Raw genomic sequence first — 24444 nt, 5'->3', positions numbered from 1 at the left:
CCTCAGTCCTCGGCGCCGTCGGCGATGCGCTGGTGGTGGTGGATGACCTCGGCGACGATGAACCCGAGGAACTTCTCGGCGAACGCCGGGTCGAGGTGCGACTCCTCGGCGAGCGCCCGCAGCCGCGCGATCTGGCGCGCCTCGCGCTCGAGGTCCGCGGCGGGCAGCCCGTGCGCGGCCTTCAGCCGGCCGACCTTCTGCGTGAACTTGAAGCGCTCGGCGAGCAGGTGGATCAGCGCCGCGTCGATGTTGTCGATGCTCTGACGGATCTGCACGAGCTCGGCCCGCGCCAGGGACTCCTCGTGCGACGGCTCCTCGTGCGACAGCTCCTCGGTCATGCCCCGACCCTAACGGACCGCCCCCGGACACGACGACGGCCCCTGCCCGGAGTCCGGGAGGGGCCGTCGAGAGGGCCCGGTCAGTCGACCAGGTTGATCTGCACGGGGATGTTGCCGCGGGTGGCGTTGGAGTACGGGCAGAGCTGATGCGCCGCGTCGGCGACCTTCTGCGCGTCCTCGGAGCTCGCCTTCGGCACGTAGACGTCGAGCTCGACCGAGAGGCCGAAGCCGTCGGAGTCGTTCTTCCCGATCGAGACGCTGGCCGAGACGGCCGCGTCGGTCGTGTCGATCTTCAGCTGGCGACCGGCTCCGTGCAGGGCGCTGAGGAAGCAGGCGGAGTAGCCGGCCGCGAACAGCTGCTCGGGGTTGGTCCCCTCGCCGGAGCCGCCGAGCTCCTGCGGGGCGCGGGTGTCGAGGTCGAGACGGTCGTCCTCGGTGCGGACGTGGCCGTCGCGTCCTCCACCGGAGGCGTGGGCGATGGCGGTGTAGAGAGCATCCATCCCCCCATCCCACCACTCGCCCGCCGTGAGTCGGGTGAACGCGGGATGCACGTCCGTGCGTTCTCCCGGGAATCCCCCTCGGGAACGCTCCGGGGAGCGTCAAGCCCCTCCCCCTCGGCGCCCTCCGGGTGTGCGGTGGAGGGACACCGACCCCGACCGGCGCGAGCCGGAGAACGGACACGAGCATGCGAGCACTCACCTGGCAGGGCATCGAGAAGGTCTCGGTCGAGACCGTCCCCGACCCCCGCATCCAGCAGCCGACCGACGCGATCGTCCGGATCACCTCGACCGCGATCTGCGGCTCCGACCTGCACCTCTACCGCCTCCTCGGGCCCTACATCGACCGCGGGGACGTGCTCGGCCACGAGCCGATGGGCGTCGTCGAGGAGGTGGGGTCCGGAGTCACCACCCTGAAGCCCGGCGACCGGGTCGTCGTGCCCTTCACCATCGCCTGCGGCGAGTGCTTCATGTGCCGCCGAGGGCTGCAGTCGCAGTGCGAGACGACGCAGGTCACCGAGTACGGCTCGGGAGCGGCGCTCTTCGGCTACACGAAGATGTACGGCCAGGTCCCCGGAGGGCAGGCCGAGCTGCTCCGCGTGCCGCTGGCCGACTACAACACGATCGTCGTCGGCACGGACCTGCCGGACGAGCGCTACCTCTTCCTCAGCGACATCGTGCCCACCGCCTGGCAGGGCGTGGAGTACGCGCAGGTGCCCGACGGCGGGACCCTGGTCGTCTTCGGACTCGGCCCGGTCGGCCAGTTCGCGGCGCGGATCGGCGCCCACCGCGGCTACCGCGTCCTCGCCGTGGAGCCCGTCGCCGAGCGGCGCGCGATGGCCGAGCGGTACGGCGTGGAGACGTTCGACCTGTCCGATGACATCGCCGCGCAACTGCGCGACCTCACGGACGGGCGCGGCCCCGACTCCGTCGTCGACGCAGTCGGCATGGAGGCGCACGGCTCGCCGGTCGGCTCGTTCGCGCAGTCGATGGCGGGGCTCCTGCCCGACCCGATCGCCCGCAAGGCGATGGACACGGTCGGCGTCGACCGCCTCGCCGCGGTGCACGCCTCCCTCGACCTGGTGCGCCGCGGCGGCACCGTGTCGCTGAGCGGGGTCTACGGCGGAGAGGCCGACCCGATGCCGCTGAAGTCGATGTTCGACAAGCAGGTGACGGTGCGGATGGGCCAGTGCAACGTGAAGCGCTGGATCGACGACCTGCTGCCGCTGGTCGAGGACTCCTCCGATCCGCTCGGCGTGATGGACCTCGTGACCCACCGGGCGCCGCTCGAGGACGCTCCGGCCCTCTACGAGACCTTCCAGAAGAAGGAGGACGGCTGCATCAAGGTCGTCCTGCACCCCTAGCCGGGGAACAGCGAAGGCGGCGCCCCCCGAGGGGAGCGCCGCCTTCGCGGTACTGCCAGACCTACTTGAAGACGTCCTTGACGTCCTCGCCGGCCTTCTTGGCCGAGGCCGCGGCCTGGTCCTTCTGGCCTTCGGCCTTCAGGCTGTCGTCGTTCTTGTGGTCGCCCAGGGCTTCCTTCGCCTTGCCGGCGATGTCCTGAGCGGCGTTCTTGATCTTGTCATCGAGCCCCATGGTGGTGCCTCCTTCGCTGATCGTTGGCACGACCGTAGGACCGGGAACTGCCCGCTTCCTGGGAGCGGGAAGGGGCTTGCCCGGGTGCCCGCTGGACTGCGATGATTCGCGCCCTCGACCGGGGCCGGCCGGCCGAGGGCGCGGGATCAGGTCGCCGGGGTGGCGGACTCGGACGGAGCGGACTGCGAGGGCGCGTTCGTGGGCGTCTGCGACGATCCGTCGTCGGCGCTGGTGGGCACCGCGCTCCCCGACTGGTACGGCGTCTGGGCGTCGCCGGTGCAGCCGGCCAGCAGGCCGATCGTCAGGGCGGAGGCGCCGAGCGCCCCGAGGACCCGTGCGGCGCTCACTTGCCCGTCACCGCGTCCTTGACGGCCCCCACTGCCTTCTCGACGATGTTCGGCTTCGGGTCGGTGCCGTAGAGGCGCTCGTCCGGCTGGGTGGGCGGGGGCATCGGGACGTCGCCGCCGGGCTCCGCGACGCGGTAGCTGAACTCTCCCTTGCCGTCCGGGGTCGGGCCCGAGGCCCAGCTGCCCTCGGAGGCCGCTGCTCCGTCCGAGAAGTTGATGTACTCGTACGACACGGAGCGCTCCTCCTTCGAGATCGGGAAGTTCGAGGGCACGGGCAGGTCCTCCCGGCCCTCCGCGCGCAGCTCGGCGGCCGCCGCGATCCACTGGTTCTGGTGCATGGTGTCGCGGGCCAGGAGGAACGACAGGAGGTCACGCACGCCGTGGTCGTCGGTCATGTGGTAGAGCCGGGCGACCTGGAGCCGGCCCTGCATCTCCGCGTTCGCGTTGGCGGTGAAGTCAGCCAGCAGGTTGCCGCTGGCGGTGATGTAGGAGCCCTGCCACGGGTTGCCCATGCTGTCGACGGGGCGCGCGCCGGCGCCGGCCACGATGGCGTGCTGCACGTCGGAGCCGCCGATGACCGCCGCGAGCACGGGGTCCTTCTTCATCGCGTCCTCGGACTGCTCGACCGGGGCCTTCTCGAGCAGCTGGGCGATCATCACGGCGATCATCTCGACGTGGCCGAACTCCTCGGCGCCGATGCCGAAGAGCAGGTCCCGGTACTTGCCCGGGTCGTGGGCGTTCCAGGCCTGGAAGCCGTACTGCATCGCCACGGTGATCTCGCCGTACTGGCCGCCGAGCACCTCCTGGAAGCGGCGGGCGAAGACCGCGTCGGGCTTCGAGGGCGTGGACGTGAACTGGAGTTCCTGACGGTGGAAGAACATGACTGGTTGCCTTTCCGGGGTAGCCGGGCGGATCCGGGTGCGGACGTCCGATGTCTGTCCTCTCGACGGTAGGGAGCCCTGTTCGCGGGTCAGAAGGGGCTTGACGCGGCGGCGGAGCAGTCGATCCACGGGCCCTCGGGACCCGCCCTCGTGGGCGCGGGATGGTAGCCCCATCGGGGGGTCAGCCGCTATGCCCTTCCCGGTACTCGAGGGCCCGAACAGACTGGCGACGCCGGCACGCATTCATTCCCCACTCGATCCTGGAAGGGACAGACGATGTCGAACATCGATCCCGCTTCACCTCCGTTCGGAGACGGCGCCGCGAACTTCGGCGCGACCGAGACCCCCATCGACAGCGGGGCGCACGTCGCCTCCACGGACACCTCCTCCGGCTCCTCCTCGGGCGGCACGGCCGACTCCGCGAAGGAGAAGGCGAGCGCCGCCGCGGGCACCGCCAAGGACCAGGCCGGCGCCGTCGCCGGCGACGCCAAGCAGGCCGCGAGCGAAGTGCTCTCGACCGGCAAGGACGAGGCCGCCAACGTGGTCCAGGAGGCCAAGGTCCAGGTCAAGGACCTCTACGACCAGAGCCGCACCCAGCTCACCGAGCAGGCCCACGCCCAGAAGGAGAACGCCGCCAAGGGCGCCCGCGCCTTCAGCGACGACCTGACCGCGCTGGCCAACGGCGAGGGCGGCAGCGACAACGCCGCGGCGAAGCTCGTCTCCCAGGCGGCCACCCGCGTGCAGGGTGTGGCTTCGTGGCTCGAGAACCGCGACCCGTCCGAGCTCCTCGACGACGTCCGCGCGTTCGCCCGCCGCCGTCCGGGTGCCTTCATCCTCATCGCCGCGGCGACGGGACTCGTCGGCGGGCGCCTCATCCGCGCCCTGACCGCCGAGGCGAAGGACGAGAAGGAGGCGACGAGCACCCGCACCGACGGGCCCGAGTTCGACGCCCCCGCCTCGACCACCGCGTACTCCGACGCCTCCGCGTACGACGCGCCCGTCGCGTCCGCCTACGGCACCGTCGGCTCGAGCTCCCTCGAGCGCGACTACGCGCCGACCGAGCCCGTCGCCGACCCGCTCGACGGCGGCTTCCCGAACGGCGGCCGGCTGTGACCGACCCGACGGGCGTCCACCGCTCGACGGAGACGCCCGACCAGCGGGCCGGGTCGACGTCGCTGGGTGATCTGCTCGGCGAGGTCTCGCGCGACCTCTCCACGCTGATCCGCCAGGAGATGGCCCTCGCGAAGGCCGAGCTCAAGGAGTCCGCCGGCAAGGCGGGCAAGGGAGCGGGCCTCCTCGGCGGGGCGGGCTATGCCGCGCTGATGGCCGTGCTCTTCCTCTCGATCGCCCTCTGGTGGGGCCTGGGCACTCTGATCGGCAACGGCTGGTCCGGAGTGGTCGTGGCCGTCGTCTGGGCGATCGTGGCCGCGATCCTCTACGCGGTGGGCCGCAAGAGCCTGAAGCAGGTCGACGGCGCTCCCGAGACGGTCGACTCCCTCAAGAAGATTCCCGACACCCTCAAGCCGAACGGGGCAGGACGATGACGTACGACGCAGGACAGAACAAGACACCCGAGGAGATCCGGGCGGACATCGAGCGCACGCGCCTCGAGCTCGGCGGAGACGTCGATGCGCTGGCCGAGAAGGTCAGCCCGTCCGCCATCGCGCAGCGTCAGACCGACAAGGTCAAGTCGGCCGTGGGCTCCGTCCGCGACCGGGTGATGGGCTCGGCGCACGACGCCTCCGACTCGCTCTCGAGCGGTGCGGGCTCGGCGAAGGCCAAGGCCGAGGGCAACCCGTTCGCCGTGGGGCTCATCGCCCTCGGCGCCGGACTCCTCGTCGCCTCGCTCATCCCCGCTTCCAGCAAGGAGAAGGAGGCGGCGAGCCGCGTCAAGGAGCAGGCCCAGCCGGTCGTCGACAAGGTGACCGACGCGGCCAAGGAGGCGGCGAGCGAGCTCCGCGAGCCCGCGCAGCAGGCCTTCGCCTCCGTCAAGGAGACCGCGACCGACGCCGCGCAGAACGTCAAGGAGGCGGGCACCTCCGCCACCGACGACGTGAAGGACTCGGCCCGCGAGGCCAAGCACGCCGTCCAGGAGGACGTGCAGCACTGATCCCTCGGCGCTGACAGGGCGGTGGGCCTCCGGGCCCGCCGCCCTTCGTCGTGCCGCCGGGAATACACCGCCGCCCGCGCTCCTTGCCCTCCGTATGCGATCGATCGTCTACTCCCGCACCGGTGACTCCTCCGTCCTCTCCCTCGTCGACCGGGAGGAGCGGGCGCCGGGCGCCGGCGAGGTCCGCGTCCGCGTCCTGGCGTCGGGCGTGAATCCGACCGACTGGAAGGCGCGCGCAGACGGCGACCTCGCGTTCGACGAGGTCGTGCCGAACCAGGACGGCGCCGGTGTCGTCGAGGCGCTCGGCGAGGGCGTCGAGGGCCTGGCCGTCGGCCACCGGGTCTGGATGTACCTCTCCGCGCACCGCCGCCCCACCGGCACCGCGCAGGAGTCGGCGGTGCTCGCCGCCGAGCACGTCGTGCGCCTGCCCGAGGGCGTCGGCACCGACGTCGCCGCGAGCCTCGGCGTCCCCGCGATGACCGCCCACCGCGCCCTCACCGTGCACGAGCACGGCCCCTCCCGCCTCGCCCCCGGCGCCCTCGCCGGCCGCACCGTCCTGGTCCAGGGCGGCGCCGGAGCCGTCGGGCACGCCGCGATCCAGCTCGCGGTCTGGGCCGGGGCGACCGTCATCGCGACGGTGAGCAGCGACTCCAAGGAGCGGCTCGCCCGTGCGGCCGGTGCGCAGCACGTGCTGCAGTACCCGGACGACGCCCTCGCCGACCGGATCCGCGAACTCGCCCCCGAGGGCGTCCAGCACGTGGTCGAGGTCGCACCGGCTCAGAACGCCGCGCTCGACGTCGAGGTGCTCGCCAACCACGGCAGCATCGGGTACTACGCGAACAACAACGGCGACGAGTTCACCGTGCCGATCGTCGCGAGCTTCGCGAAGAACGCCCGCTGGCAGGGCCTGCTGCTCTACACCGTGGGCGAGGAGGCACTGCAGGCCGCGGCCGAGGACATCACCGCGGCGCTCGTCGACGGCGCGCTCCCGGTGGGCGAGGAGGCGGGCCTCCCGCTGACCTGGTTCCCGCTCGAGGAGACCGCGGCCGCCCACGACGCGGTCGAGCAGGGCGCGACGGGCAAGGTGCTCATCCGCGTCGCCGACTGACCGGGAGGGCTCGCCTCTGATCGACTCCCGGCCGGATCAGCCCCGGAGCGGGGGCGAGCCCGGGACGGTCGAGCGGTCGGCCAGACCGGTCACGAGCTCGGCGAGCGCCTCCTCCGCCGTGCGGGTCGGCGCCCAGCCGAGCTCGGCGCGGGCGCGCTCGGTCGACATCACCGGGACGTTGCCCGCGATGTCGAGCCAGCCCGCGTCGGTGCGCTGCAGGCGCAGGTGCCAGGTCGCGGTGACGACGGAGCGGAGCAGCCCGAACGGCACCGTGACCAGGCGGGCGCCGAAGGCGTGCGCCAGCCGCTCCGGAGTGAGGACCGGCTCGGCCGCGATGTTGAAGGCCCCGCCGGCGCGCCGGTCGAGCGCGCGCCAGAAGGCGTCGGCCACGTCGTCGGCGTGCACGCCCTGGAAGACGATGCTTCTCGGCAGCGGAAGGACCGGGATCCGGACCGCCTTCAGCCACCGCGTCGGGTAGTGGGGTCCGGCGAAGAGCCCGGCGATCTCGGTCGCCGCTCCGCGCTGGAAGACGAGCCCCGGGCGCAGGCGCGTGACGACGATCTCGGGATGCCGCTCCTCGAAGGCGTCGAGCTGCCGCTCGTTCGCGGCCTTGTGGCGGCTGTAGGTCGAGGTGTGCAGGCCGCCCGTGGGCCAGTCCTCGGTCACCCGGATCGACTTCGGCGCCGCGCTGTAGGCACCCACGGACGAGGCGACGGCGACCTGGCCGACTCCCGCGGCGGCGACCGCCTCGAGCACGGCCGCGGTGCCTCCGACGTCGACCAGCCGCTGGAACGGCTCGTCGTGGCTGGGCTGCAGCGCCCAGGCGAGGTGGACGACGGCGTCGACGCCGGCGAAGGCCTCGCGGAGCCGCCGCGGGGCGACGCTCGACGCGAGGTCGATCTCGACCCAGCGCACGTCGCGGTACTCCTCCGAGCGGAGCCGAGGGGCCCGGCGGGCGATGCCCACGATCTCCTCCACCCCGGCCTCGCCGTGCAGGCGCCGCAGCAGGGCCGTCCCCAGGTTGCCGGTCGCCCCGACGATCGCGATCCGCATGGCGTCATCCCTCCGGGAGCGGCGCACGCCGGCCCCCTCCTCCGAGGCTAGGCAGGGGCGCCGCCGCGGAGGAGCCGCTTGACAGCGCCCACACGTCCGGCGCTGCAGGCCCAGCTCCAACGAGGACCATGAGCACTCAACCCATATGGCCCCGCTCGAGCCCGCGCGCCGCGCCGTATACTCGCGCGTCCTGCGACTCTCCTGGCGGAGGGCCGATAGGGTGCGGGAGAGTCCACCCGCGAACAGAACGGTGCCTGCATGCCCTCGACCATCGAACGACTCCGCGTCAACGACTTCACCGTATTCTCCGGCCTAGATCTTCCGATGGCTAGCGGCATCAATGTATTCGCGGGTGAGAACGGGGCTGGGAAGTCTCACCTCCTCAAGGCGATGTACTCAGTACTCTCCGCGGACGAGACGCCACGAGACTCGCTTTCCGCGAGCCTAGGTAATCAGGTCGCCGCGAAACTGGTTAGCGTCTTCAGGCCGGAAAGTCTGGGGCGCCTCGTCCGTCGACGTGTAGGGCGCGGTCGCGCGGAAGTCGAGCTGCAGTTCTCGGGAGCCCGTCAACGCATCGCCTTCTCGTTTGCAACGAACTCGCAATCAGAGGTCAAGGTTGAGCACCGACTCGCCGCGCCCCTTCAAGGCACGCCCGTCTATCTGCCTACGCGGGAACTACTGACGATCTACCCCGGGTTCGTGTCACTGTACGAAAGGACTTCCTTGGAGTTCGAGGAGACGTGGCGTGACACGTGCGTCCTTCTAGGTCTTCCACTCAGCCGCGGTCCTCGTCAGGAACGCGTGAAAGAGTTACTCGCACCTCTTGAGGACTCCTTGGGCGGTAGCGTCGTCGAAGAAGGAGGTCGTTTCTATCTCAAGGTCTCGGGCGGCGGCAAGTATGAGATGCCGCTTGTCGCCGAGGGAATGCGGAAACTGGCGATGCTTGCTAGGCTCATCGCCAATGGAACCCTGTTTGACAGTGGTTTCCTTTTTTGGGACGAACCGGAAGCGAATCTGAACCCGCGGGTGCTTCGTCACGTCGCGCGCACGATAGCGCAGCTCGCCCGCTCGGGCGTCCAGGTCTTCGTCGGGACGCATAGTCTTTACCTGATGAAGGAACTCGAGATCCTTAAGCGCACCGAAGGCGACACGTTCCCGGCCATGCAGTTCGTCACTCTTTCCAGAGGTGAAGACGGGGTCAGGACAGACGCAGGTCAGTTCCTCGACGAATTGGAGAGTCTCGCTGTCCTCGATGAGTCGCTCGCCCAGTCGGATCGTTACCTCGACGCCATGAGCGAAGCATGATCCTCGACGTAGATGGCGCCGACTTCTCGTTTCCCGAGAACTGGGACGTCCTTAAGTACGACGAGTCCGACTTCTTTCGGAATATTTTCCTTCGAGTTCACGACGGCATCAAGGCAGTCGACGTTGTCGCCATTGAGCGCAATCCCGACGGTATCGATCTCCGCCTGGTCCTGATAGAGGTCAAAGACTATCGGCACGCAAATGCAAGAGGATTGCATCCGACCGAGCTAGCCGTGACCGTCGCGAAGAAAGTTACCGCCACCCTCGCCGGACTAGCTGCCGCGACTCGGAAGGCGGAGGACTCGGCCGAGAAGAATCTCGCGATCCGCTCCGGTCAGGTCCTTTCCGTGAAGATCGTTCTCCATTGCGAGGACCGGGCCGTTCCGATCGTCGACCCGTCCGAGTTGCTCATCAAGTTACGGCAACGGCTCGGCCCGATCGCTGACGTCGTGACCGTCGGGTCGTCCCGGAACACCCGAGGAGAGTGGGCTGTACGCATGCCGATTCTTTCGTGAGATCCGCAAGAGGCGAGCTCCCTTTGTTCTCTGTGCGTTCGACCAGGGCCTCGCCGCCTTAAGTCACAGAATCGATGGGCGAATCGCACCACGTCGACTGTCGAATCTCTAGCCTGGGGAAGTGCTCCTGAAACGACTTCGCCGCTCCGGCTTCATCCAGCACTCCGTCGAGGGCGTCACGCTGCGGACGGTCGACACCGGTCCGGCCGGGGCGGGCGCGGTGTTCGTCCTGATCCACGGGATCGGGATGTCGCACCACACCTTCTCGCCGCTCGCCGCCCGCCTGAAGCGGCACGGCCGGGTGATCGGCGTCGACCTCGCAGGCTTCGGCGCGAACGCGCGCCCGCGGCGGAGGGTCGGCCTCGAGGACCACGCGCGGCAGGTCGAGCAGGTCCTCCGCGGACTGGGCGTCTCGCGCGCGGTCGTCGTCGGGCACTCGATGGGGTCGCAGGTGGCGGTCGAGCTGGGGCTGCGCGCGCCCGGCCTGGTCGACGGCGCGGTGCTCATCGGGCCGGTGGTGGATCCGCAGCGGCCCGGAGCGGTCCGCCAGGGGCTCGCGCTGCTGCGGGACTGCCTCGGCGAGCCGGTGGGCGTCGACGCGATCCTGCTGGCCGACTACCTGCGCGGCGGCCTGCGCTGGTACCTGCGCCAGCTGCCCGAGATGCTGAGGCATCCGGTGCAGGAGCGCGTCGCCCGGCTGGAGGTGCCGGTCCTCGTCGCCCGCGGCCGCGACGATCCGATCGCCACCCGTGACTGGTGCGAGCGGCTCACGGCCCACGCGCGCGAGGGGCGGCTCGTCGAGTTCGCCGGCTCGCGCCACGTCGTCCCCCGCACCGAGCCCGGAGCGCTCGCCCGCGAGATCCTCCGCTTCGCCGCTGCGCTCGGCGAGAGGCCCGCCGCCCCGCTCCCCCTCCGGTCGGAGCCGGCCGCATGAGCCGGCTCCGACGCCTGGTCCGCGACGCCGTCTGGTGGATCCGCGACTACGCCTACGCCGTCGCCTGGCAGGTGCGCGGCGTCCTCTCGCGCCGTGCCCCGGACGACTACCTCGACGGCGACCGGCGGCCCGTCGTGGTCCTGCCGGGGATCTGGGAGACCTGGTCCTTCCTCCGCCCGATCATCGATCCGCTGCACGAGCGCGGGCACCCTCTCCACGTGCTGACGAGCCTCGGCCGCAACGGCCGCCCGGTCGCCCGGACGGCCGAGGACGTGGCCGCCTACCTCGCCGAGCACGGGCTCCGCGACGTGGTGATCGTCGCCCACAGCAAGGGCGGACTGATCGGCAAGTACGTGATGACCGAGCTCGACCCGGACGGCCGGGTCGACCGGATGGTCGCCGTGGCGACCCCGTTCGGCGGCTCCCGCTACGCGCCCTACCTGGTCCTCCGGAGCCTGCGCGCCTTCTCGCCGCGCGACGCCACGACCCTGCTGCTGTCGAGCCGCTCCGGAGCGAACGCGCGGATCACGTCCGTGTTCGGCCTCTTCGATCCGCACATCCCCGAGGGCAGCATGCTCGAGGGCGCGGTCAACGTCCGGATCGAGACCGGCGGGCACTTCCGCATCCTGAGCGACCCCGAGACGCTCACCGCGGTCGTCACGGCGGTCTCGGCGGAGGAGCGCGCCGACGGAGAGGCGCCCTGACGACGGCGGAACCCCTGACGACTCCGTAGCAACCCGCGTCGCCGCGGCGGAACCCCCTGGCGCCTCCGGCCCGCGAGGCGGAGCGTGGAGCCATGCCCGCCTCCTCCACCGGCCCGACCGAGCTCCTCCTCGTCCGCCACGGCGAGAGCCTCGCCAACATCGCGGCGAGCGCCGCCGAGGCCTCGGGGGCGCACGAGATCGCCGTCGACCGCCGCGACCCCGACGTCGAGCTCTCCCCCGCCGGCGAGGAGCAGGCGCGCGCGCTCGGCCGCTGGCTGGCCGAGGAGGCGCGGCCCGCCTCCGCCTGGACGTCGCCCTACCGCCGCGCCTCCGCGACCGCCCGCCTCGCCCTCGGCGAGGCCGGCATCGACCTGCGGCTGCGCCCCGACGAGCGCCTGCGCGACCGCGACCTCGGCGTCACCGACCGCCTCACCTCCGCCGGCGTGCGGGCCCGGATGCCCGAGGAGGCGGCGCGGCGCGAGTGGCTCGGCAAGTTCTACTACCGGCCGCCGGGAGGCGAGGCCTGGACGGACCTCGCGCTCCGCGTCCGCGCCTTCGTCGACCACCTCGCCGTCGCCGCGCCTCCCGGGCCGGCGATCCTCTTCTGCCACGACGCGGTCGTCCTCGTCCTCCGCTACGTCCTCGAGGGCCTCTCCGAGCACGAGCTGCTCGACATCGGCGCTTCGACGCCCGTCGCCAACGGCTCCGTCACCCGTCTCGTCCGCGACGGCGACGCGTGGCGCCTCGAGCTCTTCAACCGCACGTCCCACCTCGAGCGCTCCGGCGCCCCCGTCACCCGGCACGACGACCGCGCGGACGGAGAAGGAGACCCTCATGAGTGACCTCGTCTCCCGCGCCCTGCTCGAGCAGCGCTGGCCCCTCCCGGAGCCCGGAGGCTCGAAGCACTCCCGCGGCGACGTGGTCGTCGTCGGCGGCGCCCGCAAGACGCCCGGCGCCGCGATCCTCGCGGGGATCGCCGCGCTGCGGACCGGCGCGGGTCGCATCACGCTCTGCGTCGCCGAGTCGGTCGCGTCGGCCACCGCGGTCGCGCTGCCGGAGTGCGGAGTGGTCCCGCTCGCGGAGACGCGCACCGGCTCCGTCTCGGGCCGCGGGCTCGACGTCCTGGCCGGCGAGCTCTCCTCCGCCGACGTCGCCCTGATCGGACCCGGCCTGGACAACCCGCGCGCGACCGCCGCGACCCTGCGGGCCCTCGCTCCGCTCCTCGACGACGTGCCGGCCGTGCACCTCGACGCCTTCCCGCTCGGGGTCCTCCCCGGGCAGCGCCGTCTCGCGCGGAGGCTCGCGGGCCGGCTCCTGCTGACCCCGAACTCGGAGGAGGCGTCCCGGCTCCTCGGCGAGGAGGTCGACGACGTCGAGCGGGCCGCCCTCGCTGTCGCCGAGCGCTACGGCGCGGTGGTGAGCCTGTTCAACACGATCGCCTCGCCCGACGGCGCCGCGGTGCGGATCGAGGGCGAGCACCCCGGGCTGGCCACCGCGGGCAGCGGCGACGTGCTCGCCGGAGCGACGGCGGGCCTGCGCGGGCGCGGCGTCGACCCGATGGGCGCGGCCGCCTGGGGCGCGTTCCTGCACACGGAGGCGGACACGCGCCTCTCCGCGCGGATCGGCCCGGCCGGGTACCTCGCGAGCGAGATCCCGGGGGAGTTCCCGCGCGTGCTGGCGGGCTGAGCGGGGCGGGTGCGCTGAGGACGGCAGTCGTTCCGAGGCGGGCCGGCGGTGCGAGCGCCCCGGACCGAGCCTGCAGCGCGAGCCCCGGCGGTCACCGTGACCGCGGCGTCGACCTCAGCGCGCGACGTCGGCGACCGAGAACGCCACTCCCGGCGTGATCAGGATCGAGGTCTCGCGGGGCTCGCCTTCGCCCTGGTTCACCGTGATCCAGCGCGACGCGGAGCCGTCCAGGGCGCGGTCGATGCTCTCGCGCACCTCCGCGGCCGACGTCTCGCTCAGGCTGAACGGCGCTCCGCCGTAGATGATCTCGACGCGCTTCACAGCATGCTCTCCTCGCTCTGACGGGCGGTCCCGTGGGGCTCCTCGCTGATCCGCAGCCCATGCGCCGTGTGCGAGTCGGCGAGCAGCTGGCGGATCCAGTCCGGGTTGATGTTCGGGGCACGGCCGCCGTGGTACTTGAAGCGCAACGGGATGGCGGGGTGCAGCCAGATCGAGGTGCGTCCGTCGCCGACCGCTTGCGAGTCCTTCCACGAGAAGTAGAAGGACTCGTTGCGCGCGAGCTTCGAGCCGATCACGATCTGCAGGTGCGCCAGCAGACGGTCGTCGAAGTCGGCCTCGAGGGTCGAGTCGTAGATCAGTCGCCCCATCAGGCGGTTCTCCGTTCGGGAAGTCGCCCGTCCGCGAAGGATCGGGCGGAGTCGTGAGTGTCGATCCTACCGGCGCCCCGGATGCTCACCAGGAGTCGTCCTCCCCGTGGAAGTGCGGGATCTCGGTGTCGACGGCGGAGAGGGGCCCGGCGCCGCCGTCCTCCTCGGCCACGGGGTGCGAGACGCCCAGGCGGGCCGTCTCCCGGGTGAAGCGCTCGACGAGCTCCTCGTCGAGCAGCTCCTCGGCTCCGTCGTCCTCGGACTCCGAGAACAGCTGGCTCGCCGGTCCGATCAGCAGCGCCGCCCGTCCGGGCCGGCCGGACTCCTGGCGGATCGGGATGTCGACCGTGATCGACCCCTTGGTGAGCGCCAGCGCCTCCGCGTAGGCCAGCAGCGACCGCGCGATGGCGGTACCCGTCAGCACGGAGCTGCCGGCGTAGTGGATGCGTTCCATGCCTCCTTCCTACTCCTCGGGCGGCCGCCCGGTCAGCGGTTGCGCGGTCGAGGGAGGGAGCGCTAGCGCCGCGTCGATCCGGCGGTCGAGCGCGTCGCGGACGGCCGGCCACTCGGCCGCGAGGATCGAGTGGACGGCCGTGTCGCGCCACGAGCCGTCGGCCCGGCGCTGGTCGTGGCGGAGCACCCCCTCGAACACGGCGCCGAGGCGGAGGATCGCGGCCCGCGAGCGCGCGTTCACCGCATCCGCCTGGAGCTTCACCCGCTCGTAGCCGCTGTCGAAGGCGAGCCCGAGCACCAGCCGCTTCGCCTCCGGGTTCACGACGGTGCCCCACGTCTCGGGCGCGTAGGCCGTCCAGCCGAGGTGGGCCGCCTCGCGCGCCTCGTCGAAGTCGGCCAGCGAGGTCGTGCCGACGACGCGTCCCTCCTGCAGCACGGCGAACGGCAGGCCCGTGCCCCAGGGGTAGTAGCGGTCGACGAAGGCGCGGAACTCCTCCGGGGTGCCGGGGAGGCCGGACGGTCCTCCTCCGTAGCCGCCGGCGAACACCTCCGGACGTCCGATCGCCCGCCCGAGCGGCTCGACGTGCTCGGCGGCGAGCGGCTCGAGGACGATCGAGCGGCCGACGAGCGTGACGGGACCGGGGCGGCGGGGACTGCTCATGCGATCAGTGTGGGGCACCGTGCCAGCATGGCTCCATGAGCACCGCCGCGCTGTTCGAGTCCGCCGCCGCCGCCCTCGTCGGCCTGCTCGCGCAGGTGCGGGAGGACCAGTGGGAGCAGCCGGGGCTCGGTGTCTGGGACGTCCGCGGCCTCGCGGGCCACGCGTCGCGGGCGGTGCTGACGGTCGAGGCGTACCTCCTCGCTCCGGAGCCGCCCGAGCCGACCATCGAGGACGCGCTCGACTACTACGCCGCGCTGGCCGGGAACGTCGCCGACCCCGCGGCGGTGGCGCGGCGCGGGGTCGAGGCGGGGCTGCTGCTCGGCGACAGGCCGGCTCAGGCGCTGGCGGAGGCGGCGGGCCGCGCGGTCGAGCTGGTCGCCGCTCAGCGTCCCGGCCGCCTCGTCGCCGTGGGCGGCCACGCGATCGAGCTGGACGAGTACCTCCGGACCCGGCTGCTCGAGCTGGTCGTGCACACGCTCGACCTCTCGCGGGCCACCGGGATCCCGCACGTGCTGCCCGCCGAGGCCGTCGAGGCGTGCTGCGCGCTGACCGGTGGGCTGGCCGCTCGAGCCGGACGCGGCGAGGAGCTCCTGCTCGCGCTGAGCGGGCGGGAGCCCCTCGCCGCGGGGTTCTCGGTGGTGTGAGGGCGCCGGTTCTCCGGCTGCGGGTTCGGCGTGGTGCCGGCTCTCAGGCCACGGCGAGAGCGGCGACCGGCGACACCTTCGTGGCGCGGCGGGCGGGGAGCACGGCCGAGACGACCGTGATCACGACGCCCACCACGAGCACCGCCACCAGGATCGGCACCGGGACGGTCGGCGGGATCAGTCCGATGCCCGGCAGCGAGCCGAACACCGAGATCGCGCCGCACCAGCCGTAGACGATCCCGAGCACGATGCCGAGCACCGCGGCAGCGATGATCATCTGCGCCGCCTCGAGCACCACCATCGACCGCACCTGCGAGCCGGTGAAGCCGAGCGCGCGGAGCAGGCCCAGCTCGCGCCGGCGCTGCAGCACGCTGAGCGACAGCGTGTTGACCATGCCGACGGCGGCCAGGACGACCGAGAAGCCGAGCAGGACGCTCATCACCGCGGTGCTCACCTGGATGAACTGCTCGAACGCCGCGATCACCTCGGGGTTCGTCTCGCCCGAGCGCTCCATGATCGTGCCGAAGGTGGCGGCGGCCGCCGCGAACATCGTGACCAGCGACACTCCGATGACCAGTCCGATGACGGCGCGGGCGCTGCGCGCCGGATTGCGGACGGCGTTGGCGGACGCCAGTCGGGCGACGGGGCCCCGGCCGAAGGCGCGGCCCACGAGGGCCGTGAGCGGAGGGAGCAGGACGGGCGCCCCGAGGATCACGCCGGTGAAGGACGCCATGCCTCCGACCAGCCCGAGCAGGACGCCGCCGGGGTTGGCGAGCCCGAGGACCACGCCGGCGGCGAGCAGCAGCGCGCCGACCACGACGAAGACGATCGCCGTGACGTTGCGGGCGGTGCGGCCGCGCAGCTCCTCGTAGCGGGGCTCGGCGGACGATCCGGCGGCCTGCGACGGCGCGACCGCGAGCACGCGGCGCGATCCGGACCACGAGGCGATGACCGTCGAGGCGACCACGGCGATCAGCGGCAGCACGAGGCCGGGCGAGACGAGCGGGTAGTCGAAGCGGGGCAGGGTGCCGCTCCGGATGGCGAGCTCCGCGGCGAGCGCCACGAGAGCGACGCCGGCGACCAGGCCGATCGCCGCTCCGAGGAGCCCCTGCAGGAGGCCCGTGCGGACGATCCCGCTGCGCAGCGACCGGCCGGAGGCGCCGAGCAGGCGCAGCAGGGCGATCTCGCGGGTGCGCCCGGCGATGACGGTCGAGACCGCGTTGGCCGTGACGATCCCGCCCACGAACACGGCGATGCCGAAGAAGACGGCGCCGACCATCCCGAGCATGAGGGCGACCTGGCCGATGCCGTCGATCCCCGCGGCTGCGAAGGCCGCGACCATGTCGGCGATGACCTGCACGAGCACGGCGCCGAACGCCGCGGCGAGTGCGGCGACGATGACGATGGCGCCCCCGCCCTGGCTCGAGCCCGTGCGCACGCCGCTCACGCCGCGCCCTCCATCGTGAGCATCGCGCGCGAGATCTCCTCGGCGCTCATTCCGCGGCGGTCGTCGACGACGGCCCCGTCGCGGAGGAAGACGATGCGGTCGGCGTAGGCCGCCGCGATCGGGTCGTGGGTGACCATGGCGATCGACTGGCCGTACTCGCGGGTAGAGGCCCGGAGCAGGCTGAGGACCTCGCGGCCGGTGCGCGAGTCCAGGTTGCCGGTGGGCTCGTCGGCGAAGATCAGCTGCGGTCGGGTGGCGAGGGCGCGGGCGATCGCCACGCGCTGCTGCTGCCCGCCCGAGAGCTCGTGGGGCCGGTGCGTGAGGCGCTCGCGGAGCCCGAGGGACTCGATCAGCCGGGCGATCCACTGCTCCTCGTCGCCGGTCACGGAGCGGCCGTCGAGCTCGAACGGGAGGCGGATGTTGCCGCGCACGTCGAGCGTGGGGACGAGGTTGAAGGCCTGGAAGACGAAGCCGACGCTGCGGCGGCGGAGCACGGTCAGCTCGGCGTCGCTCATCGAGGTGATCTCGGCGTCTCCGAGGAACACGCGGCCGGAGGAGGCGGTGTCGAGGCCGGCGAGGACGTGCATGAGCGTCGACTTGCCGGATCCGCTGGGGCCCATCACCGCGGTGAACTCGCCCCGCTCGATCGAGAGCGTGACGTCGTCGAGGGCGACGACGGGCGGCGTGCGGCCGTAGAGCTTGCGCACGCCCTCGACGCGCGCCACGACGGAGGAGGTCTGGTTCTGCATGTCCTCGACGCTACGGAGGCACCCGTGTCGCCGGCGTCGTCCGCAGTGGCTCGCGGCGTCATCCCTCCGGCGGACCCGCGGTGGTCCTCCGGGGTCAGCGGGGCCGGAGCCCCGCCCGGCGGAGGGCGAGGGCCGCCAGCGCGGCGGTGACGGCGGGGTCGCCGGTCCGCCAGCCCGCGGCGGCGTCCGGGTGCGCGGCGAGGATGTCGCGGGGGGACGCCTGGGTGAGCGCGCGCAGGGCCAGCAGCTCGGTTCCGCCGCCGGTCGAGCCGAGGGCGCGCAGCTCGGCGGTCCGGCGGGCGAAGCGGAGCCGGGGCCGGAGCCAGAGCACGGCCAGGAGCAGGAGCGGGAGGCCCCCGACGGCGAGCCCGGCGACCACGGCCAGGGCGCTCGCGAGCTGCTGCTGGTCGCGTCCGGCGGCGGCCAGCACGGAGCCGGCCCCGCTCGCCTCGTCGAACGGCGCACGCACGGCGTCGCCGAGCAGGGGGATGCCGCCGAGGGTGGTCCCGGCGTCGCTCATCGTCGAGCCGAAGCCGCTGCCGGCGCTCTCGAGCCGACGGCCGATCTCGGCCAGGCCGGCGATCAGCGAGCCGACCGCGATCCCCGCGGCGATCGCCACGACGGCCACGCCGAGAGCGAGGGCGTCGGCCAGGATCTGCCGCGCGCGGACGGCCGGGAGGTCGGCGTAGATCTGCATGCGCCGATTATCCGGCGCGCTCGGCGGCGGTCGTGTCCACACCGCAGGAAGGATTCGTCGACAGGGCCCGGGATCCGCGTCTCTCCGCGAGGTCACCGATGTTCTTCCTCCGCTGTGACCACGTCGGCCGCCTCCGAGAGGGCTGCCCGGCCCGGCTCCTCGCCGCTTCTAGTCGAGCAGGTCGTGCAGCACGACGACCTGCTCGCGCTCCGGCCCGACGCCGATCGCCGAGAACCGGGCGCCGCTCATCGCCTCGAGCGCGCGCACGTAGTCCTGCGCGGTCTGCGGCAGGTCCGAGAACTCGCGGCAGCCGGAGATGTCCTCCTGCCAGCCGGGGAACTCCTCGTAGATCGGCTTCGCGTGGTGGAAGTCGCTCTGCGAGACCGGGACCTCGTCGTGGCGCACGCCGTCGACGTCGTAGGCGACGCAGACGGGGATGGTCTCGAGGCCCGAGAGCACGTCGAGCTTGGTGAGGACGAAGTCGGTGACCCCGTTGATCCGCGCCGAGTAGCGGGCGATCGGGGCGTCGTACCAGCCGCAGCGGCGCGGGCGGCCGGTCGTGGTGCCGAACTCGAAGCCCTGCCGGCGGAGGTACTCGCCCCACTCGTCGAAGAGCTCGGTCGGGAACGGGCCGGCGCCGACGCGGGTCGTGTACGCCTTGATGACCGCGATGACGCGGTCGATGCGGTTCGGTGCGACTCCGGAGCCGGTGGCCGCTCCTCCCGAGGTCGCGTTGGAGGAGGTGACGAACGGGTAGGTGCCGTGGTCGACGTCGAGCATCGTGGCCTGGCCGGCCTCGAACAGCACCGTCCTGCCGGCGTCGAGCGCCTGCGAGAGGATCAGCGACGTGTCGGCGACCATCGGGCGCAGGCGCTCGGTGTACTGCAGCAGGTCCTCCAGCACCTGCTCGACCAGGATCGCGCGGCGGTTGTAGACCTTCACCAGCAGGTGGTTCTTCTGGTCGAGGGCGCCCTCGACCTTCTGGCGGAGGATGTTCTCGTCGAAGAGGTCCTGGATGCGGATGCCGACGCGGTTGATCTTGTCGGCGTACGCCGGGCCGATGCCGCGGCCGGTGGTGCCGATCTGGCGCTTGCCGAGGAAGCGCTCCGTCACCTTGTCGAGGGTGCGGTGGTAGCTGGTGATGACGTGCGCGTTGGCGCTGACGAGCAGCTTCGACACGTCGACGCCGCGCGCGCTCAGCGCCTCGAGCTCGTGGAACAGCACCTCGATGTCGACGACGACGCCGTTCGCGATGACCGGGACGACGCCCGGGGTGAGGATGCCGGAGGGGAGCAGGTGCAGGGCGTACTTCTCGTCGCCCACCACGACCGTGTGCCCGGCGTTGTTGCCGCCGTTGAACTTCACGACGTAGTCGACGCGGCTGCCGAGGAGGTCGGTGGCGCGTCCCTTGCCCTCGTCGCCCCACTGGGCGCCGGTGATGACGATTGCTGGCATGGCGTGTCCTTCTCGACGGGAGGGGCGGGGGTGGGCGGGTGCGGCGCGGCAGTCGTGCCGCCTCCGCGCGACCAGCCGCTCGATTCTAGCGGAGGGGCCGGAGGACGGCTCCAGCGCGCGGGGGCGGCACCGCGGACTCCCCCGGCTCCGGGCCGGCACCGCGGACGCATCGCCGAGCAATGCTCTCGATCCCGTCATGCGCAGTTCACACGCGGCGCATAGATTCGAGGACGTTCACACTCCACTCATCACGCGAACAGGACCACGATGCGCAGACTCCGCGCCGCAAGCCTCCTCGCCGTCGTCGCACTCGGAGCCGCCACCGCCGCTCCGATCGCCTCGGCCGCCCCTCTCGACGACGGCGTCGAGCTCACCCTGGTGTCGACGACCGACACGCACGGGCACGTCTACGACTGGGACTACTTCGCGAACGCGCCGTACCCGGCCGACGGTGCGCTCGGCCTCACCCGCGTCGCGACCGAGGTCGACCGCCTCCGCGCCGAGAAGGGCGAGGAGTCCGTGCTCGTCATGGACAACGGCGACGCGATCCAGGGCACGCCGCTCACCTACTACTACGGCCTCGGCGACGGCGCCGCGGGCGTCCTCTCCGGCGAGACGACGCACCCGATGGCCACCGCGTTCAACACCATCGGCTACGACGCGCAGGTCGTCGGCAACCACGAGTACAACTACGGGCTCGACATGCTCAGCGCGTACGAGGGCGACCTGAACGCCCCGCTGCTGGGCGCGAACGTCGTCGACGTCGCCACCGGCAAGCCGTACCACGACCCCTACACGCTGATCGAGCGCGAGATCGACGGGAAGACGGTCACCGTCGGCGTCCTCGGCCTCGTCACCCCCGGCGTCCGCGTCTGGGACAAGCAGTACGTCGACGGCGTCCTCGAGTTCCAGGACATGGTCGCCGCCGCGAAGCAGTGGGTCCCGATCGTGCAGGAGCAGGCGGACGTGGTCGTCGTCCTCGCGCACACCGGCCAGGGCACGGTGCCGGACGCCGAGTACGACGCCGCCGACCTCAACGAGGACGTCGTCAACAACATCGCGACGCAGGTCCCCGGCATCGACGTGGTCGTCGCCGGCCACAGCCACAAGGACCTGCCGCAGACGCTGTTCACCAACGTCGCCGGCGAGCAGGTGCTGGTCACCCAGCCCGAGTTCTGGGCGCAGGGCCTCACCGAGGTCACCCTGAACCTGGTGCCGGACGCCGCGGGCGGCCTCGAGGTCGACTGGTCGGCCGGGAACGCACCCGTCACGCAGCCCGTCTACGCGAAGGACATCGCCGAGGAGTCGCCCGCACTGGTCGACGCCCTCGCCGAGCAGCACGCCGCCACGATCGAGTACGTGAACACCCCCGTCGCCGACTCGGTCGAGGAGCTCTCGGCCGCGACCTCGCGCTACGAGGACACCCCGATCATCGACTTCATCAACACCGTCCAGGCCGAGACCGTCGAGACGGCTCTCGAGGGCACCGAGTGGGCCGACCTGCCGGTGATCTCGCAGGCGTCGCCGTTCTCGCGCACCGCCGTCTTCCCGAAGGGGCAGGTCAGCATCCGCGACATCGCGGGCCTGTACATCTACGAGAACACCCTCCGCGGAGTGGAGCTGACCGGAGCCGAGGTGCGCGACTACCTCGAGTTCTCGGCCCGCTACTTCGTGCAGACCGCCGAGGGCGCCGTGTTCGACCCCGAGACCGGCACCAACGCGACGACCGAGGACCGCCCCGACGGCATCCCGGACTACAACTACGACGCGATCTCGGGCCTGGACTACGTGATCGACGTCTCCCAGCCCGCCGGCTCGCGGATCCGCGGTCTCGCCCACGCCGACGGCACCCCGGTCGCCGACGACGAGCGCTTCGTGATGGCGGTCAACAACTACCGCCAGAGCGGCGGAGGCGCCTACCCGGCCGTCGCGCAGGCACCGCTCGTCTACGACGAGCGTCTCGAGATCCGCCAGCTCCTCATCGACTGGTCGACCGCCCGCGGCGTGATCGACCAGGCCGACTTCTACGACCCCAACTGGTCGCTGACGACGGAGCCCGCCGCCGAGGTCCCGGTCACCCCGGCGCCGACCCAGCCCGGCACCCCGACGGAGCAGCCCACCACCGCTCCGTCGCCGCACCCCACCACCACGGCGGCCCCCGTCGCGGGAGGCTCCGGCCCGGGCTCGCTCGCGAACACCGGCGCCGACGCGGCCGGCCTGATCGGCGGAGCCCTCGTGCTGCTGCTGTCGGGTCTCGCGCTGGTCGTCGCGCGACGCCGCCTCGCGGCCTAGCCGAGCAGGGCACGGGCGGCGGTCGGCGGGGTCTCCCGCCGGCCGCCGCCCGTCGTTCCGGAGGATCGCGGGACGATCGGGCCGCGGACCGGCGGCTCAGTCCCCGCGGCGTCGCGACCGGCGGGCCCGCCAGGCCGAGAACGCCCCGGTCGACCAGAGCGCCCAGACCACCAGCAGGGGCTGGAAGACGAGCCGCACCGCGCGCGCCGCGTCCGTCTCGAGGCCGAACGCCGGCGTCCGCGTCACCAGCTGCGAGATGTTCCCCGGGAAGACCGCGACGAAGAACGCGGCCACCACGACTCCCACGATCACGCGCCACCGCACGAGCACGACGAGCGCGAGTCCGAGCGCGATCTCGACGACGCCCGACGCGACGACCACCAGGTCCGGGTCGGCCGGCAGCCACGGCGGGACCTGCGCCTGGAAGGCCTGACGCGCGACCGTCAGGTGCGCCGTGCCGGCCGTGACGAGCACCAGGCCCAGGAGGATGCGGGCGAGAGTGCGCGGAACGGAGCGGCGTCCTCCGTCGGGCGCTGTGGCGGCGGTCATGCCCCCAGTCTGCGCTCGGAGCCCGCTCGCGCCGACCGCGCGCGCGTTCCGGCGGCGCCCCGTATCCTCGTTACCGCCCCGTCCGCAGACCGTGAAACGAGTTCCATGAGCACCCTGCCCCGCCTGATGGCCTTCGACCTCGACGACACCCTCGCCGCCTCGAAGTCCCCCGTCGACCCGGCGATGGCCGACCTCTTCGTGAAGCTGCTCCAGGCCACCGAGGTGTGCATCATCTCGGGCGGCCAGATCGGCCAGTTCCGGATGCAGGTGCTCGACCGCCTCGAGGGCGCCGACCCCGAGGTGCTCGCGAAGCTGCACCTCATGCCCACCTGCGGCACGCAGTACTACCGGTACGAGAACGGCGACTGGGCGCAGATCTACGCCGAGAACCTCACCGAGGACGAGAAGTCGCGCGCGCTCGCCGCCGTCGAGGAGAAGGCGAAGGAGCTCGGCTACTGGGAGTCCGAGACCTGGGGCCCGATCCTCGAGGACCGCGACTCGCAGATCACCTTCTCGGCCCTCGGCCAGTCCGCGCCCGTCGAGGTCAAGCAGGCCTGGGACCCGGACGGCGAGAAGAAGAACACCCTCCGTGAGGCCGTGCAGGCCGTGCTCCCCGACCTCGAGGTGCGCTCCGGCGGCTCGACGTCGGTCGACATCACCCGCAAGGGCATCGACAAGGCGTACGGGATGAACAAGCTCACCGAGCTGACGGGCATCCCTCTCGACGACATGATCTTCGTCGGCGACCGCCTCGACCCCGACGGCAACGACTACCCCGTCAAGGCGATGGGCGTCGAGTGCTTCGCCGTCGAGGGCTGGCACGACACCGCCGCGTACCTCCGCTCCTACGGCCTGTAGCCGCTCCGCGAGCGACGTTCCGGGATCCCCTGCTGCGGCGGGGGATTCCGTGCATCCGGGGGTCGTCGCAGGCCTCGGGCGCTGGACGTCGTGGGCGGTGCGCGTCCAGCTGCCGTCAGGCGTCGGCGCCCCCTCGCGGGTCCTGTGCACCCGCCAGGCGCTGCGCAGGCGGGCACCGTCAGGCGTCCGGTGCTCCGTTTGGGCCTCGGGCACAGCGCGTCCATGCTCGGCCGGTTCGGGAGTCTGCGCGTCCGGGTCCTCGTGTCCCGGCCGCTGTCAGACGTCCTCGTTCAGCGATCCGGACGCCGTGCCGTCGAGGGCGAGGCGGAGCCGTTTCGGCAGGTTCGCGACCACGATCGCGTGCGACTCCTCGATGAGCTCGAGCACCAGCTCGGGCTCCACGGTCCCGCCGGCCTCGACGGTGACCCAGTGCTTCTTGTTCAGGTGGTAGCCGGGCTCGATCCCGTCGACCCCCGCGACCAGGTGCACCACGTTCTCGGGCAGCGCCTTCACGCTCACGACCGGCCGCCCGAACCGCTCCGACTCGAGCGCGAACACCTTCCCCGCGACCTTCCACACCCGGATCCCCTCCCCGAACGGGAATCCCGCCTCCGCTCCCGGAAGCCCCTCGAGAAGCCGCTCCACCGCCCCGCCGTCCATCCCCCCATCCTGCCGCAGCCCTCACGCGCCGCCGAGATCACCCGCCACCCGAGGCCGGCCTCGCGCCGAACGCACGTCCTACGTCCAGGGCCCGAAGCGGCTCGCGCCGAAGGCACGGCCCGACCCTCCAGCACCCGCACCACGCTCGCGCCGCAACCACGGCCTCGACCTCCTCCGCGGAGCCGGCTGGCGCGGCCAGGGCCCCATCCCCTGGCGCCACGGACCCAACCGCGGATTCCTGCTCTCCCTCTACGCCCT

At 72.2% G+C, this 24444-nt stretch carries 30 protein-coding genes and 1 pseudogene; 15 read left to right on the top strand and 16 right to left on the bottom strand.

The genetic code is table 11. The annotated features are described in order from the left end of the window. Window positions 1-2: 2 nt before the first annotated feature. Both C5D66_RS13195 and C5D66_RS13190 read right to left on the bottom strand, forming a co-directional pair. Window positions 3-338 (bottom strand): chorismate mutase, encoded by a 336-nt coding sequence (locus C5D66_RS13195; protein WP_104222760.1) that lies wholly within the window; start codon window positions 336-338, stop codon window positions 3-5. An 80-nt stretch (window positions 339-418) separates the two neighbouring features. Then, window positions 419-838, bottom strand: a complete 420-nt coding sequence (locus tag C5D66_RS13190; protein WP_104222761.1) for an organic hydroperoxide resistance protein — start codon at window positions 836-838, stop codon at window positions 419-421. 185 nt (window positions 839-1023) lie between these two features. Between C5D66_RS13190 and C5D66_RS13185 the strand changes: the two genes are divergently transcribed. Continuing rightward, window positions 1024-2199: a zinc-dependent alcohol dehydrogenase gene (locus C5D66_RS13185; RefSeq protein WP_104222762.1), complete on the top strand. Its 1176-nt coding sequence runs from the start codon at window positions 1024-1026 to the stop codon at window positions 2197-2199. Between the two features lie 61 nt (window positions 2200-2260). Here the strand turns inward: C5D66_RS13185 and C5D66_RS13180 are convergent, their stop codons facing one another. The 3 genes from C5D66_RS13180 to C5D66_RS13170 all read right to left on the bottom strand — a co-directional run bounded on the left by C5D66_RS13180 (window position 2261) and on the right by C5D66_RS13170 (window position 3659). Next, complete coding sequence (locus C5D66_RS13180) at window positions 2261-2431, bottom strand: CsbD family protein (RefSeq protein ID WP_104222763.1); 171 nt, start codon at window positions 2429-2431, stop codon at window positions 2261-2263. A gap of 146 nt (window positions 2432-2577) precedes the next feature. Continuing rightward, window positions 2578-2778 carry a hypothetical protein gene (locus tag C5D66_RS13175; protein ID WP_104222764.1) on the bottom strand — a complete coding sequence of 67 codons (201 nt, stop codon included), beginning with the start codon at window positions 2776-2778 and terminating at the stop codon, window positions 2578-2580. After that, window positions 2775-3659 carry a manganese catalase family protein gene (locus tag C5D66_RS13170; RefSeq protein ID WP_104225697.1) on the bottom strand — a complete coding sequence of 295 codons (885 nt, stop codon included), beginning with the start codon at window positions 3657-3659 and terminating at the stop codon, window positions 2775-2777. Before C5D66_RS13170 ends, C5D66_RS13175 begins: the two co-directional genes overlap by 4 nt. Window positions 3660-3935: 276 nt before the next feature. On the opposite strand from C5D66_RS13170, the gene C5D66_RS17535 reads away from it, so the two are divergent. The 4 genes from C5D66_RS17535 to C5D66_RS13150 all read left to right on the top strand — a co-directional run bounded on the left by C5D66_RS17535 (window position 3936) and on the right by C5D66_RS13150 (window position 6877). Beyond that, complete coding sequence (locus C5D66_RS17535) at window positions 3936-4772, top strand: hypothetical protein (protein WP_104225698.1); 837 nt, start codon at window positions 3936-3938, stop codon at window positions 4770-4772. Beyond that, a complete protein-coding gene (locus C5D66_RS17530; RefSeq protein ID WP_104326938.1) occupies window positions 4769-5203 on the top strand; it encodes a phage holin family protein in 435 nt (144 codons plus the stop codon). The genes C5D66_RS17535 and C5D66_RS17530 overlap by 4 nt, the downstream gene beginning before the upstream one ends. Continuing rightward, complete coding sequence (locus C5D66_RS13155; RefSeq protein ID WP_104222768.1) at window positions 5200-5769, top strand: DUF3618 domain-containing protein; 570 nt, start codon at window positions 5200-5202, stop codon at window positions 5767-5769. The genes C5D66_RS17530 and C5D66_RS13155 overlap by 4 nt, the downstream gene beginning before the upstream one ends. Before the next feature lie 94 nt (window positions 5770-5863). Then, window positions 5864-6877 (top strand): NADPH:quinone reductase, encoded by a 1014-nt coding sequence (locus C5D66_RS13150; protein ID WP_104274551.1) that lies wholly within the window; start codon window positions 5864-5866, stop codon window positions 6875-6877. A 36-nt stretch (window positions 6878-6913) separates the two neighbouring features. Here C5D66_RS13150 and C5D66_RS13145 read toward each other — a convergent pair whose 3' ends face one another. Next, window positions 6914-7930 carry an NAD-dependent epimerase/dehydratase family protein gene (locus tag C5D66_RS13145; protein WP_104255992.1) on the bottom strand — a complete coding sequence of 339 codons (1017 nt, stop codon included), beginning with the start codon at window positions 7928-7930 and terminating at the stop codon, window positions 6914-6916. A gap of 258 nt (window positions 7931-8188) precedes the next feature. Between C5D66_RS13145 and C5D66_RS13140 the strand changes: the two genes are divergently transcribed. From C5D66_RS13140 to C5D66_RS13115, 6 genes are all read left to right on the top strand, one after another. Then, window positions 8189-9235: an ATP/GTP-binding protein gene (locus C5D66_RS13140; protein ID WP_104255993.1), complete on the top strand. Its 1047-nt coding sequence runs from the start codon at window positions 8189-8191 to the stop codon at window positions 9233-9235. Further along, window positions 9232-9750, top strand: a complete 519-nt coding sequence (locus C5D66_RS13135) for a hypothetical protein (RefSeq protein ID WP_104255994.1) — start codon at window positions 9232-9234, stop codon at window positions 9748-9750. Before C5D66_RS13140 ends, C5D66_RS13135 begins: the two co-directional genes overlap by 4 nt. 121 nt (window positions 9751-9871) lie before the next feature. Continuing rightward, complete coding sequence (locus C5D66_RS13130) at window positions 9872-10684, top strand: alpha/beta fold hydrolase (protein ID WP_104326937.1); 813 nt, start codon at window positions 9872-9874, stop codon at window positions 10682-10684. Next, window positions 10681-11388 carry a triacylglycerol lipase gene (locus C5D66_RS13125; protein WP_104239324.1) on the top strand — a complete coding sequence of 236 codons (708 nt, stop codon included), beginning with the start codon at window positions 10681-10683 and terminating at the stop codon, window positions 11386-11388. Before C5D66_RS13130 ends, C5D66_RS13125 begins: the two co-directional genes overlap by 4 nt. Before the next feature lie 92 nt (window positions 11389-11480). Continuing rightward, on the top strand, window positions 11481-12230 hold the full coding sequence (locus tag C5D66_RS13120; protein WP_104247480.1) for a histidine phosphatase family protein: 750 nt from the start codon (window positions 11481-11483) through the stop codon (window positions 12228-12230). Then, window positions 12223-13074, top strand: coding sequence for an NAD(P)H-hydrate dehydratase (locus C5D66_RS13115; RefSeq protein ID WP_104274502.1), 852 nt, complete (start codon window positions 12223-12225; stop codon window positions 13072-13074). Before C5D66_RS13120 ends, C5D66_RS13115 begins: the two co-directional genes overlap by 8 nt. Before the next feature lie 114 nt (window positions 13075-13188). Here the strand turns inward: C5D66_RS13115 and C5D66_RS13110 are convergent, their stop codons facing one another. The 4 genes from C5D66_RS13110 to C5D66_RS13095 form a co-directional block, all read right to left on the bottom strand. After that, on the bottom strand, window positions 13189-13395 hold the full coding sequence (locus C5D66_RS13110; RefSeq protein ID WP_104274503.1) for a hypothetical protein: 207 nt from the start codon (window positions 13393-13395) through the stop codon (window positions 13189-13191). Beyond that, window positions 13392-13721 (bottom strand): ATP-dependent DNA ligase, encoded by a 330-nt coding sequence (locus tag C5D66_RS13105; RefSeq protein ID WP_104222776.1) that lies wholly within the window; start codon window positions 13719-13721, stop codon window positions 13392-13394. The genes C5D66_RS13110 and C5D66_RS13105 overlap by 4 nt, the downstream gene beginning before the upstream one ends. A gap of 85 nt (window positions 13722-13806) precedes the next feature. Further along, window positions 13807-14175 (bottom strand): hypothetical protein, encoded by a 369-nt coding sequence (locus C5D66_RS13100; RefSeq protein WP_104222777.1) that lies wholly within the window; start codon window positions 14173-14175, stop codon window positions 13807-13809. Between the two features lie 9 nt (window positions 14176-14184). Beyond that, a complete protein-coding gene (locus tag C5D66_RS13095) occupies window positions 14185-14835 on the bottom strand; it encodes a GNAT family N-acetyltransferase (protein ID WP_104274504.1) in 651 nt (216 codons plus the stop codon). A 35-nt stretch (window positions 14836-14870) separates the two neighbouring features. Here C5D66_RS13095 and C5D66_RS13090 point away from each other — a divergent pair, with 35 nt between their 5' ends. Then, window positions 14871-15479 carry a maleylpyruvate isomerase N-terminal domain-containing protein gene (locus C5D66_RS13090; RefSeq protein WP_104274505.1) on the top strand — a complete coding sequence of 203 codons (609 nt, stop codon included), beginning with the start codon at window positions 14871-14873 and terminating at the stop codon, window positions 15477-15479. A gap of 43 nt (window positions 15480-15522) precedes the next feature. Here C5D66_RS13090 and C5D66_RS13085 read toward each other — a convergent pair whose 3' ends face one another. The 4 genes from C5D66_RS13085 to C5D66_RS13070 all read right to left on the bottom strand — a co-directional run bounded on the left by C5D66_RS13085 (window position 15523) and on the right by C5D66_RS13070 (window position 19827). Further along, entirely contained in the window at window positions 15523-16926 is a 1404-nt protein-coding gene (locus C5D66_RS13085) for an ABC transporter permease (RefSeq protein ID WP_104274506.1), read from the bottom strand. Beyond that, entirely contained in the window at window positions 16923-17675 is a 753-nt protein-coding gene (locus C5D66_RS13080) for an ABC transporter ATP-binding protein (protein WP_104274507.1), read from the bottom strand. The genes C5D66_RS13085 and C5D66_RS13080 overlap by 4 nt, the downstream gene beginning before the upstream one ends. A gap of 94 nt (window positions 17676-17769) precedes the next feature. Then, window positions 17770-18372, bottom strand: a complete 603-nt coding sequence (locus tag C5D66_RS13075) for a hypothetical protein (protein WP_104234281.1) — start codon at window positions 18370-18372, stop codon at window positions 17770-17772. 168 nt (window positions 18373-18540) lie between these two features. Beyond that, window positions 18541-19827, bottom strand: a complete 1287-nt coding sequence (locus C5D66_RS13070; RefSeq protein ID WP_104234282.1) for an adenylosuccinate synthase — start codon at window positions 19825-19827, stop codon at window positions 18541-18543. A 267-nt stretch (window positions 19828-20094) separates the two neighbouring features. On the opposite strand from C5D66_RS13070, the gene C5D66_RS13065 reads away from it, so the two are divergent. Beyond that, entirely contained in the window at window positions 20095-22119 is a 2025-nt protein-coding gene (locus tag C5D66_RS13065) for a bifunctional UDP-sugar hydrolase/5'-nucleotidase (RefSeq protein ID WP_104274508.1), read from the top strand. 96 nt (window positions 22120-22215) lie between these two features. Here C5D66_RS13065 and C5D66_RS13060 read toward each other — a convergent pair whose 3' ends face one another. Continuing rightward, window positions 22216-22668 carry a DoxX family membrane protein gene (locus C5D66_RS13060; protein ID WP_104274509.1) on the bottom strand — a complete coding sequence of 151 codons (453 nt, stop codon included), beginning with the start codon at window positions 22666-22668 and terminating at the stop codon, window positions 22216-22218. A 105-nt stretch (window positions 22669-22773) separates the two neighbouring features. On the opposite strand from C5D66_RS13060, the gene C5D66_RS13055 reads away from it, so the two are divergent. Continuing rightward, entirely contained in the window at window positions 22774-23526 is a 753-nt protein-coding gene (locus C5D66_RS13055) for an HAD-IIB family hydrolase (protein ID WP_104222786.1), read from the top strand. A gap of 276 nt (window positions 23527-23802) precedes the next feature. Here the strand turns inward: C5D66_RS13055 and C5D66_RS13050 are convergent, their stop codons facing one another. After that, the gene (locus C5D66_RS13050) at window positions 23803-24186 is read right to left on the bottom strand and encodes an MmcQ/YjbR family DNA-binding protein (RefSeq protein ID WP_104274510.1); all 384 of its coding nucleotides are present in this window, start codon (window positions 24184-24186) and stop codon (window positions 23803-23805) included. A gap of 154 nt (window positions 24187-24340) precedes the next feature. Here C5D66_RS13050 and C5D66_RS17525 point away from each other — a divergent pair. Next, a pseudogene (locus tag C5D66_RS17525) lies at window positions 24341-24444 on the top strand (DUF3151 family protein); the annotation flags it as partial.

Source organism: Rathayibacter sp. AY1B4 (assembly GCF_002932815.1).
In the GTDB taxonomy this organism is placed as follows: Bacteria; Actinomycetota; Actinomycetes; order Actinomycetales; family Microbacteriaceae; genus Rathayibacter.
The sequence above is the reverse complement of the archived record's forward strand: the minus strand, read 5'-3'. Positions and strand labels throughout refer to the sequence as shown.